Consider the following 16,013-nt stretch of genomic DNA (forward strand, 5'->3'; position numbering starts at 1 on the left):
GGTGGTGGGGACGGGGTGCGGGCTCGGGCGATGCGCGAGGATCTGGGTTGGCCTGCGAGTGACGCGAGGGAGCAGGCGGCCCGGTTTCGGGCGAAGCGGCTGGCGGAGCGGGGCTGGTTGAGCGAGGGGCGGCCGGGACTGTTCAGGCCGCGGGCGGCTTGAGGCGGCGGGGTGCCGGGGCGCCGGAGCGGGCCAGGCGGCGGGTGGCCGGGATGCTCGCGGCCCACCAGGCCATCGCCTCGGCGCTGTCGATGCGGGTCTCGTAGTCCCGGACCAGGCGCCGGGCTCGGATCAGGTGGGAGAAACTGCGCTCCACGACCCAGCGGCGTGGCAGCACCACGAACCCCTTGGCGTCGTCGCCGCGCTTGACGACGGTCAGCGCGAGGGCCAGGACCGCGTGGGCGAAGGCGATCAGCCATCCTGCGTAGCCGCCGTCGGCCCAGACCAGGGCGATGCGGTGGTGTTCGGCGCGCAGTTGTTCAAGGAGGTCACGGCCGGCGTCGTTGTCCTTGACCGACGCGGCGGTGACGATCACCACCAGCAGCAGGCCCAGGGTGTCCACGGCGATGTGTCGCTTGCGGCCGTTGATTTTCTTCCCGGCGTCGTAGCCGCGGGTGGCCGCGCCGACGGTGGCATCGGCCTTGACCGACTGCGAGTCGATGATCGCGGCGGTGGGTGCCTCCTTCTTGCCGGCCAACTCTCGCAGTATCTTGCGCAGTCGGCCGTAGAGTTCCTTGATGAGGTGGTTGTCGCGCCAGCGGCGGAAGAACCGGTAGACGGCCCGCCACTTGGGGAAGTCGGCGGGCAGGCTGGCCCAGCGCACACCCTCGGCGACCAGGTAGCGCACCGCGTCGAGCATCTGGCGGTGGCAGAAGCCCTCCGGGCGGCCCCCTTGCCCGTTCATCCAGGCCGGGACCGGCAGCAGCGGCCGGACGACCACCCACTCCGCGTCGGTGAGGTCGGAGCCGTAGCGGCGGGCCCGGTCCGGCTGGTCGGCGGCATTCCCGAGCAGGTGTGCGAGGCAATCGCACGACATGCCGGAGCTGGACGCGGACGGAGCAAGCACGCCACAGTGGGACACCAGGGCCCGGGAAACGGCGCCGGGCGGGGGTGCCGGGCGGGGCGTGCCGGTGGGGCCGGCGTCGATGAGCGTCATCAGGTGCGCCAGGGTCTCGCCAGCGCCTAGGGGCAGCGAGTGCTCCAGCGTCAGGATCGGGGCCCGGAGACTGTCGCGGCCCTGGGCGCGGCTGCTCAGGTCGAGGCGATGGGCGGTGCGCGGGGTGAGCCAGCCGACCGCAGCGCGGGCGTGCGCCACCGGCTCGCGCACGACGACGGTGGGAGTGCCCGGTGTGCTGTGGAGGACGCCGCCGACGGCATGGTAAAGCGCCGTGCCAGCGTCGAACTCTCCGGCGGCCGCGTCAGTGAGCCATTGCCACAAGCGGCTCATGACGGAGGAGATGCCGGCGAGGGGGTCCCATTCGCGGGCTGGGTCGAGGTAGAGGCACAGTCGGTTTCCCTGCAGGACATGCGGTGTGCTGGCGAACCGGTAGTCCAAGGTCTGCACTTCGGGCGGGGCCAGGGGTATGGGCGGGAGGGCGAGCAGGAACTCCTCGGTGTCGGCGAGGCGCAGGCCACCCGGCGAGCGCGGCATGTCCGCGGTGCGGATGTGGATGGTGACAGCCACCCGCCCGCCGGGGGCGGTGCGGGGCCCGCCGAGCACCCGCACCTCCCCGGGGTGCTTGTCCGCGAGCGCCTTGAGTTCGGCCAGCTGCAGGCGCTGCCAGTCGTTGGGGCCGTCGGGGCGCGGCCTGCGCTTGGTCATCCCGCGCGCCCGGTGCGCGTGGCCGTGGTGAGCAGCGATGCCGCGGCGAACTTGGGGGCGAGCGACGAGGAGGAGGTGCCCGGCAGGGAGGGAAAGGAGTCGCCGAACAGGTTCCGCCACAGCCGCACGCTCCTGTCGTGGTCCTGCTCGTCGTAGGCCTCGCGGATCTCCTGAGCGTGGGCGTGGATGCGGGCCCGGAAGTAGCCGTAGGTGGTCTGGTCCCAGCGGTGGTCGAAGGTGGCTCCGGATCCGGAGGGGTCGGCGATCGATGGCTTGTAGGGGCGGGCCTGCAGCCAGGTGTCGAGGTCGTTGACGATGGTCAGCAGCGCGGTGGGAACGTTCCCGTAGCAGCCGGGGCGGGCCAGGGCCGTGGCCTGGCTGACGCGTTCGCCGAGCAGGGTGGTGAGGATGATGGAGCGGGTCCCGGTGAAGGAGTTCTTGTGGTCCCGCAGGAACTTCATCAGCCGGATGACCTTGCGGAGGTTGCCGTCCGTGATGCCGTCCTTCTCCCGCATCCAGGCGGTGAAGCCGTCGGGGTTGGTCTCCTCCCAGCAGTTGTCGTCCCGGTTGACGATCACCTCCCGGCCGTCCGCCAGGAACAGGTGCGGGACGATGTCGACGTGCATGGAGTTGGCGTAACGCAGCTGCACGCAGCGGCACTTGCGAGTGTGGGGCATGTCGTTGTAGGTGCCGTTCCGGTGGAGGGCCGCGTAGACCTTGTCGATGTAGGTCTCCGGGCTGTCGGCCCATTCCGGCACCTCGGCGAGGTCCAGCATGAAGTCGGCGTCGAACTCCTTGTCACCGACGGGGTTGATGATGGTGCGCTGCGCCCACGACCCCTGGGGTCTCTTGCCGAGGACCAGGGGACCGAGTTCGGGGTCCTTCCGTAGCGCCTGGTAGATGACTTCGACGCGGCTGTCGAGGAGGTCGAGCTTTGTCTGGCTGAGGTTGACGGTGTCCCGCAGGAGGGCGCGGAAGCTGTTGACGTGTTGCACGGTCTGTCCCTTCATGAGTGAAGCAGTGCGTGTAACAGGAGTGGCAGAACGTGAGCTATCCGAGAGTCCGCGCGCCGTCCTGTTCACGGGGGCGGGCATGACTGTCCTGGGGATAGCGCGCCGGCGCACCGGCCGAGGGTGTGAGGGCGGCTCGGAGCCTGCCCTGCAGCACCCCGTTCTGCCTAAAAGGAGCGCGCCCGGCGCCGTCAGCACGGACGCTGGGAACTTGATGTTGTGCTGAATTGAGTTGGCGTCAGCATCAGCAACCACGGCGTGCCGTACCCGCACGCGGCGTGTTGCCGGAGGTGCTGCCCAGCCAGCGGTGCCCGGCTCACTGCCAGGCGCATGCACTCGGTACAGCCCCGCGAGGTGGCTTCGTCGGCCTCACGCCGCGCAGGACCCACCTCAAGCGCAGAGGGGCCATTCACTCTCTGCTGTAGCAATAGCAACACACAGAGCTATAGTCGCGCAACACTTTTTGGGCGACACGCAGACTGAGCCATATTTGATGGACAGTTTGGCTGACATAGCCGTCAGTGCAGCAGCCCTCCATGGCCGTCAGCTGAGGCAACATTCTCGCCGGGTCGTCGGAGGAGGAAGTCGGCTGCGAGTGCCTGCTACCGCGCCGGTCCGGACACGATCCCTAGGTTCATCAGGCGATAGGTCATGGCGATCTCGCTCATCTGGAACTGTCCGGACAGGACCCGCACCAGCTCTTCTGTAGTACGGAAGCCCACAGATCGAACCGCTTGCCGGACCATGGCCTCGGGGGCGAGTAGCGCTGCGGCGAACCGGTTTGCGTCGATCTCCTCGCGGTCCGTGGCCATGCTCGACACCGTATTGCGGTAGTTCACCCGTGTGTCCGTGTCCAGGATCAGCGGACGCCCTTCATGCAGCCGGAGGTGCCCGAGTTCGTGCGCCACTGTGAATCGACGCCGCTCGGCGGTGTGGGACCGGTTGACGCCGATGACGCAGCTGCCGTCCTTGCGCAGGAGCATGCCCGAGACGTCGTCGTCCAGTTGCTGCGGCACCACTAGGACTCCTAGGAGCTTGGCCAGCGCGACAGGATCGACCGGAGGGGCGTGGAGCTGGAATTCCTGAAGAAGCGCGCGCGCCGCGAGGTCAGCCTTCGCCATGGCCGTCCTTCAGCTTTGCCGCCTCAGCCCATACGGCAGCGACGCCGGCCGCATGGCGGGCCCGCAGGCCGGACGCCTCATCGGGCTGCAGCGGTGGAAACAGATCCGCCAGCTGCACGTTCAAAGCCGATGCGATCAAGGCCAGTCGATACAGCGGCGGCGCTTGGGTGCCGGACTCGATGTTCGTGATCGAGCCTCGCGACAGCCCCACACGCCTGCCCACGTACTCCTGCGTCACCCCAGCGCGCGCTCTCGCCTGACGGATTCGCCGGGCCACCGCTTCATTGAACTCCCGCTCCTTCATAAAGCCCCCAACGCCGCCAGCTTGCCTGACAACCTACTTCCCCACCGCTGCCCAGGCCAGGCGCCACCCCACCAGACTCAACCGGGCAAACCTGAATGAATCCGGCAGAATCCACAGTGAAGTGGCGTAGTAACCGAGGACCTGCCTGCTGATGAGATTGCGCATGGCATCGCGATCGCCGGGGTCGGTACCTCCGCTACGGCCCTGAGTGCGCCCATGGCCAGTCCTCTGCCCGATGCGGTGAAGGCGTCGGCCCGATCTTGACTTCGTCGGGGATCTCGGGGGCGGCGGGTGCCAGATGGCGGCGGGTCAGAATCTGTGCCACTGAGGGGTGCTGATGATCAACCGCTGAGTTGCCGAGCCATGGGTCACGAAGGGGGGACAGGCGCACGCAGTCGCCGGGCATCGACGGGTATCCGGCGCAGGCGGTGCTGCCGGTGGGGCACTTCCAGAGCGGTGTGCCCTGGATGTGCCCCGATGGTCTGCAGGCCCCCCTTCCGATTGTCCTCGGGGCGGCCTCGAGAAGAAGCTCAGAAAGGGGAGCTATCGCAGGTCAGGGCCAGACCAGGCAGTACAGCTGGTGCCCGGCCTCGTGCAGCCGGTTCGCGAAGTCCTGCCATTCGTGCAGCATCGTGTAGATCACGAAGGCGTCGCGCGGACCGCGGCGGTCGGGGACGGTGGACCAGATGAAGGCGGCGGCGCCGAGTTCCGTCTCGTCCGCCTTGCGGAGCGGTTCGACCACGTTGTGGGGGAGTTGGACGACGGCGTAGTCCGGGTGCAGCACGACGAGCTCCAGCGGCGGCACCTGGTGCAGCGGGACGCCCTGGATGCCGGTGAGGACCATGGCGCTCATGGTCTCCGGTTTGATCTTGGTGGAGAGGTGGCCGGTGGGGGAACCGCTGGTCTCCATCAGGTCGCCGAGTCGCCCCAGCGCGCCGAGTTCGCCGGCGTCGAGGCCGAGCCCCCCCGGACCGAGGGCGGTGGGGACTCTTGCGGCGGTCGCGCGGTCCGGTGCGCCGAAGTACTTGTAGGTCACCCCCACGCGTCCCTCACCCCGCCTCTCGCCGCCGCGACGACCACGACCCGTACCCGCTCCCGTACCCCCGCGTGCGGTTTCGGCGGGCCTGCGGGAGCCCCCCGCCGCCTCGTCGAAGCCGTCCTGCGCCTCGGACACTCGGACCATCCTCACCGGAATTCGCCGGAATCGACAGACCCCCGCACGCCCGGCGCCCACCGGACGTGCTCCTACCCGTCATGCGCCGCCGTGCCTACTCGCGGGCCGTACCCACTCGCGGCACACAGCAGTCCTCTCCACACCCCTGTACACAACCGGAGCGCTCGCGCACTCTGTGCACACAGTCTGACTGGTCCGTGCTCCGGAACAGCCAGCGGCCCCGCCCGTGCACGACCGCCACGGACAACCGTCACGGACAACCGTACAGACAACGGTGCCCGGATCATCGTTCCAGATGATCGGGCCGGACATGCAGAGCTCAAGGACACGATTTGAGACCATGTCTCACGTGAGCTACCCCTACGAAGCCCCCCAGTCCCAGTCGCTGTTCGATCGCGCCTCCGTGGTCACGCCCGGCGGTGTCAACTCCCCGGTGCGCGCCTTCCGCGCGGTCGGCGGTACGCCGCGCTTCATGGTGTCCGGCACCGGCCCCTACCTCACCGACGCCGACGGCCGTGAGTACGTCGACCTGGTGTGCTCGTGGGGTCCGATGATCCTCGGCCACTCGAACCCCGCCGTGATCGACGCCGTCCAGCGGGCCGTCGCCCTCGGCACCTCCTTCGGCACGCCCGGCCAGGGCGAGGTCGAGCTCGCCGAGGAGATCGTCGCCCGGGTCGCCCCGGTCGAGCAGGTCCGCCTGGTCTCCTCCGGCACCGAGGCCACCATGTCCGCGATCCGCCTCGCCCGCGGCTTCACCGGCCGCGCGAAGGTGGTCAAGTTCGCCGGCTGCTACCACGGTCACGTGGACGCGCTGCTGGCCGCCGCCGGTTCCGGCGTGGCCACCTTCGGCCTGCCGGACACCCCGGGCGTCACCGGCGCCCAGGCCGGCGACACCATCGTGCTGCCGTACAACGACCTGGCCGCGGTCGAGCAGGCCTTCGCCGCCCACCCGGGCGAGATCGCCTGCGTCATCACCGAGGCCTCGCCCGGCAACATGGGCGTCGTCCCGCCGCTGCCCGGCTTCAACGCGGGCCTGGCCCGGCTCTGCCGGGACAACGGCGCGCTGTTCGTCTCCGACGAGGTGATGACCGGCTTCCGCGTCTCCAAGGCCGGCTGGTACGGCCTGGAGGCGGCGAACGAGGGCTGGGCGCCGGACCTGCTGACCTTCGGCAAGGTCATGGGCGGCGGCTTCCCGGCCGCGGCCTTCGGCGGCCGCGCCGACGTGATGGCCCACCTGGCCCCGGCCGGCCCGGTCTACCAGGCGGGCACCCTGTCCGGGAACCCGGTCGCCACCGCGGCAGGCCTGGCCCAGCTGCGCGGCTGCACCGACGAGGTGTACGCCACGGTGGACCGGGTCTCCGCCGAGATCTCCGGCCTGGTCTCCGAGGCGCTCACCAAGGAGGGCGTGGCGCACCGGCTGCAGACCGCCGGGAACATGTTCTCGGTGTTCTTCACCGAGGCCGCGGTCACCAACTACGAAGAGGCCAGGACCCAGGAGGCGTACCGTTTCACCGCCTTCTTCCACGCCATGCTGGCCGAGGGCGTCTACCTGCCGCCGTCCGCCTTCGAGTCCTGGTTCGTCTCGGCGAGCCACGACGAGCGGGCGATCGAGCGGATCGCCGCCGCCCTGCCGGCCGCCGCGCGCGCCGCTGCCGCCGCCACGGTCTAGTCGGACCCGACCCCAGGAGTAGTTGAGAAGTGAGCGCCAAAGAGATCACCGTCGTCCACGTGATGCGTCACGGTGAGGTGCACAACCCAGAGGGCGTCCTGTACGGGCGGCTGCCGGACTACCACCTGTCCGAGCTGGGCCGGCAGATGGCCGACCGGGTCGCCGAGGACCTGGCCGACCGGGACATCACCCACGTGGTGGCCTCCCCGCTGGAGCGGGCCCAGGAGACCGCCGCGCCGATCGCCAAGGCGCACGGCCTGGACCTCGCGGTGGACGAGCGGCTGATCGAGGCGGAGAACGTCTTCGAGGGCAAGACCTTCGGGGTCGGCGACGGCTCCCTGCGCAACCCGGGCTACTGGAAGTACCTCACCAACCCGTTCAAGCCCTCCTGGGGCGAGCCGTACCTCGACCAGGCGGTGCGGATGATGGGCGCGCTCGGCGCCGCCCGGGACGCCGCCCGCGGACACGAGGCGGTCTGCGTCAGCCACCAGTTGCCGATCTGGATCCTCCGCTCCTTCGTCGAGCGCCGCCGGCTCTGGCACGACCCGCGCAACCGGCAGTGCTCGCTGGCCTCGCTGACCAGCTTCACCTTCGAGGGCGACCGGATCGTCTCGGTCGGCTACCGGGAGCCGGCCCGCGACCTGCTGCCCGCGCACCTGGTCGGCAAGGGCCGCAAGGGCGACAAACCGGTGGGGAAGAGCTTCGGCGCCTGAGGCCCGTAAGCGGTGCGTAAGTATGACTTCGGGTCACTTGGCGAGCGCCGGGTGACCCGAAGTCTTCGCAGGTCAGGATGGGTGCGATGCGCAAGGGAGGACCCCCCGGAACCTGCCCGGAACTCCATGCGAAACTTTTCACATGTCTGCCATGACGCGCCCCCGTCCCCGTGTCGCCGCAGCCGCCGCCACAGTCGCCGCCGCTGCGCTCGTCCTCACCGGCTGTTCCTCCTCGGGCTCGTCGAGCAGCGGTGAAGGCCAGGTCGGCTTCGTCACCGTGAAGGGGACGAACCTGTCGAAGGCGGACGCGGGCAAGCGCGGGGACGCGCCGGACGTCTCCGGGGAGACCCTGGAGGGCAACCAGGTCAAGCTCTCGGACTACCGCGGCAAGGTCGTGGTGCTGAACGTGTGGGGCTCCTGGTGCGGTCCGTGCCGGGCCGAGGCGAAGAACCTCCAGGCCGTCGCGGACGAGTACAAGGACAAGGGCGTCCAGTTCCTGGGGATCAACACCCGGGACACCGACAAGACCAACGCCGTCCGCTTCGAGCAGGAGCAGGGCGTCAGCTTCCCGAGCATCTTCGACCCGGCGGGCACCCAGCTGCTCAAGTTCCCCAAGGGCAGCCTCAACCCGCAGTCCATCCCGACCACCCTGGTCGTCGACCGCGACGGCAAGCTGGCCGCCCGCGCCGTCGGCGGGACGACCCAGGAGGCGCTGGAGTCGATCGTCCAGCCGGTGGTCGCGGAGCAGCAGCAGTGAGTGCGCCACTCCAGCTCGCCGACAACACCGCGACCCTGCAGAGCGGGGCGCTGCTGGTGGCCGCCCCGATCGCGGTGGCGGCGGGCCTGGTCTCGTTCTTCTCGCCCTGCGTGCTGCCGCTCGTCCCCGGCTACCTCTCCTACGTCACGGGCTTCTCCGCCGCTGACCTCGCCGACGCGCGCGGGGCCCGGCGGGGGCGGATGCTGCTCGGGGCCGTACTGTTCATCCTCGGCTTCACCGCGGTCTTCGTCTCCAGCGGGGCGCTGTTCGGTCAGTTCGGCGGCACGCTCAAGGAGCACCAGCGGGTCATCTCGACGGTGCTCGGCGCGGTGACGATCGTCATGGGACTGGCCTTCATGGGCCTGGTGCCCGGGCTGAGCATGCGCGAGGTGCGCACCCACCGCCGTCCGGTGATAGGCCTGCTCGGCGCGCCGCTGCTCGGCGTGGTCTTCGGGGTCGGCTGGACGCCGTGCATGGGTCCGACCCTGGCAACCGTTTCGAACCTGGCGCTCAACCAGGCCGACGCCCAGCGCGGCGCCCTGCTGATGACCTTCTACTGCCTCGGCCTCGGCGTACCGTTCATCGTGGCCGCGCTGGCGTTCCGCCGGGCGCTGGGGGCCTTCGGGTGGGTCAAGCGGCACTACCCGCTCGTCATGCGGATCGGTGGCGGCATGCTCGTCGCGGTCGGTCTGCTGCTCGTCACCGGGATCTGGGATTCCTGGATGAGCGAACTGCAGTCCTGGACCGCCGACTCCCAGATCGGAATCTGACCGTGAGCAAGACCACGACCGATACCGAGCTGCCCCCGGCACCGGACGACGACACCGCCGCGGAGCGGCTCAGCACCGCGCCGGTCGAGTCCGAGGGGCCGACCGGCATAGGGGTGCTCGGCTGGGCGCGCTGGATGTGGCGCCAGCTGACCTCGATGCGGGTCGCCCTGATCCTGCTGTTCCTGCTGTCGCTGGCCGCCATCCCGGGCTCGCTGATCCCGCAGAACGGCCAGAACCAGTTCAAGGTGCAGACCTGGAAGGCGCAGCACACCGCGGTCGCGCCGATCTACGAGAAGCTCCAGCTGTTCGACGTCTACAGCTCGGTCTGGTTCTCCGCGATCTACATCCTGCTGTTCGTCTCGCTGGCGGGCTGCATTGTCCCGCGCACCTGGCAGTTCGTCGGCGTGCTGCGCTCCCAGCCGCCGGCCGCACCGCGCAACCTGACCCGGATGCCGGTGTACGCGGCCTGGCGCACCGGGGCGGACCCGGAGCAGGTGAACGCCGCCGCCCACCGGCTGCTGCGCAAGCGCGGCTTCCGGGCCGACCTCTCCGGCGGCTCGGTGGCCGCGGAGAAGGGCTACCTGCGCGAGGTCGGCAACCTGCTGTTCCACCTGTCGCTGTTCGCGCTGCTCGGCGGTTTCGCCTGGGCCAGCCTGGCCTCCGGCACCGGCGGGAAGCTGATGGTCGAGGGCCAGGGCTACTCCAACACCATCACCCAGCTCGACGACTTCACCGGCACCCGGTTCTACGGGAACCAGGACCTCGACCCGTTCTACCTGAAGCTCGACGACTTCACCTCGAAGTTCCAGAACACCGGTGACCAGATGGGTGCCGCCCGGCAGTTCACCGCGAACGTCGAGTACTACGGGGGCAGCGACGAGTCGAAGCTGAAGAAGGGCACGATCGAGGTCAACCACCCGCTGGAGATCGGCGGCAGCAAGGTCTACCTGATCGGCCACGGCTACGCCCCGGTGATCACCGTGAAGAACGGCAAGGGCGACGTGGTCTACCACGACGTCGTGCCGTTCCTGCCGCAGGACGCCAACCTGACCTCGACCGGCGTGGTGAAGGTCTCCGACTACGGCGTCGGCCCGGACGGCAACAGGACCCAGCTGGGCTTCTCCGGCTTCTTCCTGCCGACCGCCCCGCTGAGCTTCGCCGGCACCGGCCCGATCTCGCTGTTCCCCGGCGACGCAGCCCCCGAGCTGGTGCTGAACGCCTTCTCCGGCGACCTCGGCACCGACTCCGGCCTGCCGCAGAACATCTACCAGCTGAACACCTCCAAGCTCACCCAGATGCAGCAGGACGGCCAGCCGGCCAAGGCCCTGCTCAAGCCCGGCCAGGCCTGGGACCTGCCGAACGGCTACGGCAGCATCACCTTCGAGGGCTACAAGCAGTGGGCGAGCTTCAACGTCTCGCACCGCCCGGGCAACGCGATCGCGCTGACCGGGGCCGTCCTGGCGATCCTCGGCCTGATCGGCTCGCTGTTCATCCAGCGCCGCCGGATCTGGGTGCGGGCGGTGGCCCTGCCGGGCGGCGGCACCCAGGTGGAGCTGGCCGGCCTGGCCCGCAGCGAGTCGGCGAAGATCGCCGAGGAGCTGGCCGAACTCGCGGTGGACCTCCAGGACGACGCCCCGGCGTCGGAGGAGGACGGCGACGGAACCGCGCAGGCCGACGTCGAGGCCCCGGCCGAGGAAGCAGTACCCGACGCCCCCGAGGCCGCGGCCTCGGACCCCGCAGTCCCCGCCGACCAGAACTCCAAGGAGTAGACGGTGCATCTCGCCTCGGGAGTCGACCCACAGCTGGCCGACCTCTCAAACAAGCTGATCTATTCGGCGATGGCGGTCTACACGATCGCCATGTTCGCCCACATGTTCGAGTGGACGTTCGGCAGCAAGGGCGCGGTCGCCGTCCGCTCCAAGGAGCAGTCCGGCAACCTCGCCGAGACCGTCGCCGCCGCGGAGACCAAGGCCGCGAAGAAGGTCACCGTCACCGTGGCCGGGGCGAAGGGCGGCACCACCACGCTCACCCGCACCGTGCTGGCGGGCGAGGGCGCGACGGTGGTCACCGGCGGTCGCACCGACGAGGACGTGGACGGCCCGGGTGCGGCCGGCACCAGCGAGAAGGCCGACCTGGCCGGCCGCATCGCGATCTCGCTCACCGTCCTGGCGCTGCTGCTGCACGGCGGCGGCATCGTCGCCCGCGGGCTCTCGGTGTCCCGCTGGCCGTGGGGCAACATGTACGAGTTCTCCTGCGCCTTCGCCTTCGCGATGACGGCCGCGTACGTGGTCCTGCTGGCCGCGCGCAAGAACGTCCGCTGGCTCGGCCTGCCGGTCACCGTCGCGGTGCTGCTGACGCTCGGCATCGCGACCCAGGTGCTGTACACCGACTCCGAGCAGCTGGTCCCGGCGCTGCACTCGTACTGGCTGGCGATCCACGTTTCCACCGCGATCTTCTGCGGCGGCGCCTTCTACGCGGCGTTCATCTCGACCCTGCTGTACCTGGTCCAGGACTCGTACCGGCAGCGGGCCGACGAGGGCAAGTACGAGTTCCTCCGGCCCGGGGCGCTGCGCTCGCACGACGGGCAGAAGTACTCCCAGACCAGGATCGCGTTGGCCCGCATCCGCGTCTCGGTCTGCAACCGGCTGCCCGCCGCGTCCACCTTCGACAAGCTGTCCTACCGGATCAACGCCCTGGTCTTCCCGCTGTGGACGTTCACCATCATCGCGGGCGCGATCTGGGCCGAGGCCGCCTGGGGCAAGTACTGGGAGTGGGACCCGAAGGAGACCTGGTCGTTCATCACCTGGGTCGCCTACGCCTGCTACCTGCACGCCCGTGCGACGGCCGGCTGGAAGGGTCGCAAGGCCGCGTACCTGGCGCTGGCGGCCTTCGCCTGCTGGCTCTTCAACTACTACGGCGTGAACATCTTCGTCACCGGCAAGCACTCGTACGCGGGGATCTGACCGGGGCGGCGCACCCACCGGCCCGGCCTTCCGCAGGAAAGTGGCCGGGCCGAGGTGCAACAGGGGTAGTTCGTGCCGGCCGTCCGTGCCGGTACGGGGAGGAACGAGGAGGAAATCGCGCAATGGAGTGCGACGAGGTCATGCTGACCGTCCGAATCACCGCCGCCGAGCAACTGCTGCTCCGACGGCTCGCCCAGGGACACCGGAGCGACGTGTCCGAAGTGGTGGCCGACGCTCTGCTGGACATCATCCCCACGCTCAGCGCACCGGGGGACGCCTACCGGCTGCTGAGCGCCCTCGCGACGCCGGCGCCGTGCGCGTTGACGGTCTGGCTGCCGACCGCGCTGGCCGACCTGCTGGTCCCCGGCGCGGCCCGGATCGCCCAGATCACCGACGTCCGGATCGAGTCGGCCAGTGCCGCCCTGGGCGCGGCGCTGCGGCTCTGGCTGGCCCAGGACCCGGTCCGGCTGGCGGCCAACCTCAGCGTGATGCACGCCGGGCGGCCGGCCACCCTGGTGGCCGCCTGACGGGGTCCGGCCCGCCCGGCGGGCTCAGCTGGCCAGCGGCAGCAGGCCGGGAACGGCGGGGCGGCCGTCGAAGGCGTCCCGCCGGACCGGCACCCGCGGACCGTCGACCGGCTCGGTGAACAGCCGGCACTCGGCCGCCGTCCGCCCGTCCTGGAGCAACCGCACCTGGACGGGGGTGCGGCGGCCGTCCGCCGAGCACTCGCGGACGGCCCGCACGAAGCAGGGCCGGTCCAGCTCGATGTAGCGCTCGAAGGAGGTCACCAGCTCGACCGGCACGACCGGCTCGGGGTGGTGCAGCCGCTGGGCGGCCTGCCGGGCGGCCTCCAGCACCAGCATTCCGGGCACGTGGTCCAGCTCGTGGTCGAACAGCACCGGGTGTCCGGCGTCGGCGCGCAGCAGCCAGGTGTCCGGCCGCAGGGTCGGGCTGAGCACCACGTCCGCGGCCTGCGCCCGGCCGACGAGTTCGGGCGCGGCGGGCTCCGGCGGCAGCGGCGGGGTGACGACGCCCCGGCCGGGGCCGCGCAGCCGCTCGTACGAGGCGGGGGTGACCACCCGCAGCTGGCCGGAGCCGTGGCCGATCCGCAGGCCGTCCCGGGTGATCTCGGCGTGCACGCGCAGCGAGGCGAGCCGGCCGTGCCGCATCCGGACGTCCTGGCAGCCGACGGTGAGCATCAGCGAGGCCGGTCCGGTGGTGACGGCGAGGCCCCGCAGGCCCGCGTCGCCGAGCGCGTAGCCGAGGTCCTCCATGACGAAGTGGTGGTCGCGCGGCACGCCGAAGCCCGCGTGGCCGACCAGCAGCCCGGCCTGCCGGACGGTCTCGGCCACCAGCACCGGGTCGTGGTAGCGGTCCCCGGGCAGCCGGTAGAAGCCGTGCAGCCGGGGCCACTGGGCGCCGAGCAGGAAGTCGTACGGGCCGGTGGCCTGCCAGCCGGTGAGGAAGACCTCGGAGACCGAGGCGCGGTGCACCAGGTGCCGGGAGACGGTCCGGTCGTGGAAGTCGTAGCCGGTGCCCGGGCCCGTGCCCGGGTGTACGCCGGAGCCGGGGTGGGCGTACGGGCCGTGAGTGCCCGGCTCTACGATCAATGGCATGACTGGCCCCAGCTCCAGGGTCTCGGTCGAGCGGCCGCTACGGACGCCCACAGCAAAACATACATACCACCCGGTTTGTGTTCGGCGACCGGGGGTGGCCCGGCCGCACCGCCCGGACCGACCACGCTACCCGGCCCCTGGTCTGCGGCAATGCCCGAAACGGGGAGGGCAGACCTTGGACGGGGGTGGTCCCCGCTGGACGGCGGGGTCGACACACGCGCTAGATTAGATACCAACCATGCGGTTTCGGCGGGTGTCGTCCGCATGCGAGGCGCCGCCACCGACCGAGGGAGCGCCGACAGCAGCCGGGTGGGGCGGGGAGCGCGACCGGCGGAGTCCGGAGGGGTCAGTGGTCAAGCAGGAACGCGCGGGGCGGACCAGGCAGGCCGTGCTGCTCGCGGCTGCGGACGCCTTCGCGCAGGTCGGGTTCGAGGCCGCCAGCCTGGTCGACATCAGTCGCCGGGCCGGGGTGAGCAAGGGCGCCCTCTACTTCCACTTCGTCTCCAAGCAGGCCCTGGCCGACGGCGTGCGGGCCGCGGCCGGGCGGGAGATCGGCTCGGCCGCGCTGCACGCCCTGCGCGCCGAGGGGCAGGCCGTCCAGGGGCTGATCGACTTCTCGCACGAGCTGGCCCGGCTGCTGCGCGAGGACGTGGTGGTGCGGGCCGGCGTCCGGCTCGGCCGCCAGGGGCCGCGACCGGGCGGCGGAACGTGCGGACCGGACACCGCCTGGCGCAGCCTCACCGCGGTGGTCCACCGCCTGCTGGACCGCGCCGACCGGGCCGGCGAGCTGCGCCCGGGGGCGGACCGGCACGCCTGCGCGGAACTGCTCACCGCGGTGGTAGCGGGCCAGGTGCTGCTGGCCGCCGACCAGGCCGGGCGCCCGGCACCGGAGGCCGTCCGGCGGCTCTGGGCGGCCGCGCTGCCGGCCCTGGTGGGGCCGGAGGGCTGCGCGGGCTACCGGGTCTGAGTCGGTACCGCGGTCAGCGGCGCTCGGCGACGCTCAGCCGGGCGAGCGCGTGCGGCTGGACCAGCCCCGGCAGCAGCAGCGTCCACATGTCGGCCATCCGCTGGATGAGGTCCTGCCGGTCGGCCAGCACCTGGGAGCTCAGCTGGATCCCCGTCACCGCGCCGGTGATCACCCCGGAGGCCGCGACCAGGTCGACCCCGGGGTGGAGGTCCCCGGCCTGCCGGGCGCGCTCCAGCAGCTCGCGGACCAGGTCCATCCAGCCCTGGTAGGCGGCGATCTGCGGCTGGGTGAAGCTGCCGTGCTCGATCGTCAGCCGGATACTGCCGCGCACCAGCGGGTCCTCCTGGAGCGCGCGGGCGAACGCGTACCCGAGGTCGATCAGGGTCTGCACCGGGCTGTCCGAGGACGGCACCCAGGAGGCGATCCAGGCGCCCTGGCCCTCGATCACGGCGAGCGCCAGTTCCTCCTTGGAGTGGAAGTGGAAGTACAGCGCGCCCTTGGTGACGCCGGCCCGGTCCAGGATCTCGGACATCGTGGCGGCGGCGTAGCCCCGCTCGTCGAATACCTCGGCGGCCGCGAGGAGCACCGCCTGGCGGGTCGCCAGCGCGCGGGCCTGCCTGGCCATCGCAGCCTCCCTGGAAAGTTCTGTACCTCGGCAGCGGCCGATCCTAAGGGGGCCGACGGGTCGGCGGACTCGAACCGTCCGGTAGGTATCCTACCGAGCCCCTCCGTGCCCGATCGGACGGGCACGAACGGTGCGCGCACGCCCCGGCCCGGTCCGGGGGCCGGGCCGGAACGGCCCGACGGCCGGTCACCCGGATGGGGTGACCGGCCGTCGGGGGAAGCCCGGAACCGTCAGGCGGCCTGCTGCCAGCTGACCGGCGAGTAGTACGCCGGGCGCCGCTCCAGCCGCTGCCAGTTGGCGATCGGCTCGACCTGCGCGGTGGCCGCGGCCTGCTGGGCGACGGCCGCGCGGGCGGCCAGAACGGCGGTGAGGGCGGCGAGTTCCTCGTCGGAGAGGCTGCCGCGGACGATGCGGACGAGGGGTTCGGCGGAAGCGGTCATGTCCTGGTTTCTCCCCCGGTTGCTGTTGCTCCGGTGTGTGGTGGCGTTCGGTACGGGCCCGC

General features: G+C 71.0%; 16 protein-coding genes. 8 read left to right on the plus strand and 8 right to left on the minus strand.

The features are described 5' to 3' along the window. Window positions 1-142: 142 nt before the first annotated feature. The 5 genes from BOQ63_RS25985 to BOQ63_RS26005 all read right to left on the minus strand — a co-directional run bounded on the left by BOQ63_RS25985 (window position 143) and on the right by BOQ63_RS26005 (window position 5,293). Window positions 143-1,822 carry an IS5 family transposase gene (locus tag BOQ63_RS25985; protein ID WP_223886046.1) on the minus strand — a complete coding sequence of 560 codons (1,680 nt, stop codon included), beginning with the start codon at window positions 1,820-1,822 and terminating at the stop codon, window positions 143-145. Then, complete coding sequence (locus tag BOQ63_RS25990; RefSeq protein WP_072655059.1) at window positions 1,819-2,817, minus strand: SMODS domain-containing nucleotidyltransferase; 999 nt, start codon at window positions 2,815-2,817, stop codon at window positions 1,819-1,821. Before BOQ63_RS25990 ends, BOQ63_RS25985 begins: the two co-directional genes overlap by 4 nt. A 617-nt stretch (window positions 2,818-3,434) precedes the next feature. Further along, window positions 3,435-3,953 (minus strand): ImmA/IrrE family metallo-endopeptidase, encoded by a 519-nt coding sequence (locus tag BOQ63_RS25995; protein ID WP_072655060.1) that lies wholly within the window; start codon window positions 3,951-3,953, stop codon window positions 3,435-3,437. After that, the gene (locus BOQ63_RS26000) at window positions 3,940-4,257 is read right to left on the minus strand and encodes a helix-turn-helix transcriptional regulator (RefSeq protein ID WP_072655061.1); all 318 of its coding nucleotides are present in this window, start codon (window positions 4,255-4,257) and stop codon (window positions 3,940-3,942) included. The genes BOQ63_RS25995 and BOQ63_RS26000 overlap by 14 nt, the downstream gene beginning before the upstream one ends. Window positions 4,258-4,810: 553 nt before the next feature. After that, window positions 4,811-5,293 carry a hypothetical protein gene (locus tag BOQ63_RS26005; RefSeq protein WP_072655062.1) on the minus strand — a complete coding sequence of 161 codons (483 nt, stop codon included), beginning with the start codon at window positions 5,291-5,293 and terminating at the stop codon, window positions 4,811-4,813. Between the two features lie 478 nt (window positions 5,294-5,771). Here BOQ63_RS26005 and hemL point away from each other — a divergent pair, with 478 nt between their 5' ends. The 7 genes from hemL to BOQ63_RS26040 all read left to right on the plus strand — a co-directional run bounded on the left by hemL (window position 5,772) and on the right by BOQ63_RS26040 (window position 12,830). Beyond that, window positions 5,772-7,100, plus strand: coding sequence for a glutamate-1-semialdehyde 2,1-aminomutase (gene hemL, locus BOQ63_RS26010; RefSeq protein WP_030284268.1), 1,329 nt, complete (start codon window positions 5,772-5,774; stop codon window positions 7,098-7,100). A gap of 62 nt (window positions 7,101-7,162) precedes the next feature. Next, window positions 7,163-7,813: a histidine phosphatase family protein gene (locus BOQ63_RS26015; RefSeq protein ID WP_046386371.1), complete on the plus strand. Its 651-nt coding sequence runs from the start codon at window positions 7,163-7,165 to the stop codon at window positions 7,811-7,813. 142 nt (window positions 7,814-7,955) lie between these two features. After that, the gene (locus tag BOQ63_RS26020; protein ID WP_030284264.1) at window positions 7,956-8,570 is read left to right on the plus strand and encodes a TlpA family protein disulfide reductase; all 615 of its coding nucleotides are present in this window, start codon (window positions 7,956-7,958) and stop codon (window positions 8,568-8,570) included. Further along, a complete protein-coding gene (locus BOQ63_RS26025; RefSeq protein ID WP_030284262.1) occupies window positions 8,567-9,340 on the plus strand; it encodes a cytochrome c biogenesis CcdA family protein in 774 nt (257 codons plus the stop codon). The genes BOQ63_RS26020 and BOQ63_RS26025 overlap by 4 nt, the downstream gene beginning before the upstream one ends. A gap of 2 nt (window positions 9,341-9,342) precedes the next feature. Further along, a complete protein-coding gene (gene resB, locus BOQ63_RS26030; protein ID WP_046386369.1) occupies window positions 9,343-11,109 on the plus strand; it encodes a cytochrome c biogenesis protein ResB in 1,767 nt (588 codons plus the stop codon). A gap of 3 nt (window positions 11,110-11,112) precedes the next feature. Next, a complete protein-coding gene (gene ccsB / locus BOQ63_RS26035; protein WP_030284258.1) occupies window positions 11,113-12,303 on the plus strand; it encodes a c-type cytochrome biogenesis protein CcsB in 1,191 nt (396 codons plus the stop codon). A 122-nt stretch (window positions 12,304-12,425) separates the two neighbouring features. Then, window positions 12,426-12,830 (plus strand): hypothetical protein, encoded by a 405-nt coding sequence (locus BOQ63_RS26040; protein ID WP_030284256.1) that lies wholly within the window; start codon window positions 12,426-12,428, stop codon window positions 12,828-12,830. Between the two features lie 24 nt (window positions 12,831-12,854). On the opposite strand, the gene BOQ63_RS26045 is transcribed toward BOQ63_RS26040, so the two are convergent. Then, window positions 12,855-13,919: a ScbA/BarX family gamma-butyrolactone biosynthesis protein gene (locus BOQ63_RS26045; protein WP_078867320.1), complete on the minus strand. Its 1,065-nt coding sequence runs from the start codon at window positions 13,917-13,919 to the stop codon at window positions 12,855-12,857. Between the two features lie 349 nt (window positions 13,920-14,268). On the opposite strand from BOQ63_RS26045, the gene BOQ63_RS26050 reads away from it, so the two are divergent. Then, window positions 14,269-14,886, plus strand: coding sequence for a ScbR family autoregulator-binding transcription factor (locus BOQ63_RS26050; RefSeq protein WP_046386368.1), 618 nt, complete (start codon window positions 14,269-14,271; stop codon window positions 14,884-14,886). A gap of 13 nt (window positions 14,887-14,899) precedes the next feature. On the opposite strand, the gene BOQ63_RS26055 is transcribed toward BOQ63_RS26050, so the two are convergent. Both BOQ63_RS26055 and BOQ63_RS26060 read right to left on the minus strand, forming a co-directional pair. Beyond that, window positions 14,900-15,511, minus strand: coding sequence for a ScbR family autoregulator-binding transcription factor (locus BOQ63_RS26055; RefSeq protein WP_043388209.1), 612 nt, complete (start codon window positions 15,509-15,511; stop codon window positions 14,900-14,902). Between the two features lie 230 nt (window positions 15,512-15,741). Next, window positions 15,742-15,951, minus strand: coding sequence for an acyl-CoA carboxylase epsilon subunit (locus BOQ63_RS26060; protein ID WP_030284250.1), 210 nt, complete (start codon window positions 15,949-15,951; stop codon window positions 15,742-15,744). Window positions 15,952-16,013: the final 62 nt, after the last annotated feature.

Origin of the sequence: Streptomyces viridifaciens, from assembly GCF_001888885.2 — a bacterium.
In the GTDB taxonomy this organism is placed as follows: Bacteria; Actinomycetota; Actinomycetes; order Streptomycetales; family Streptomycetaceae; genus Kitasatospora; species Kitasatospora aureofaciens.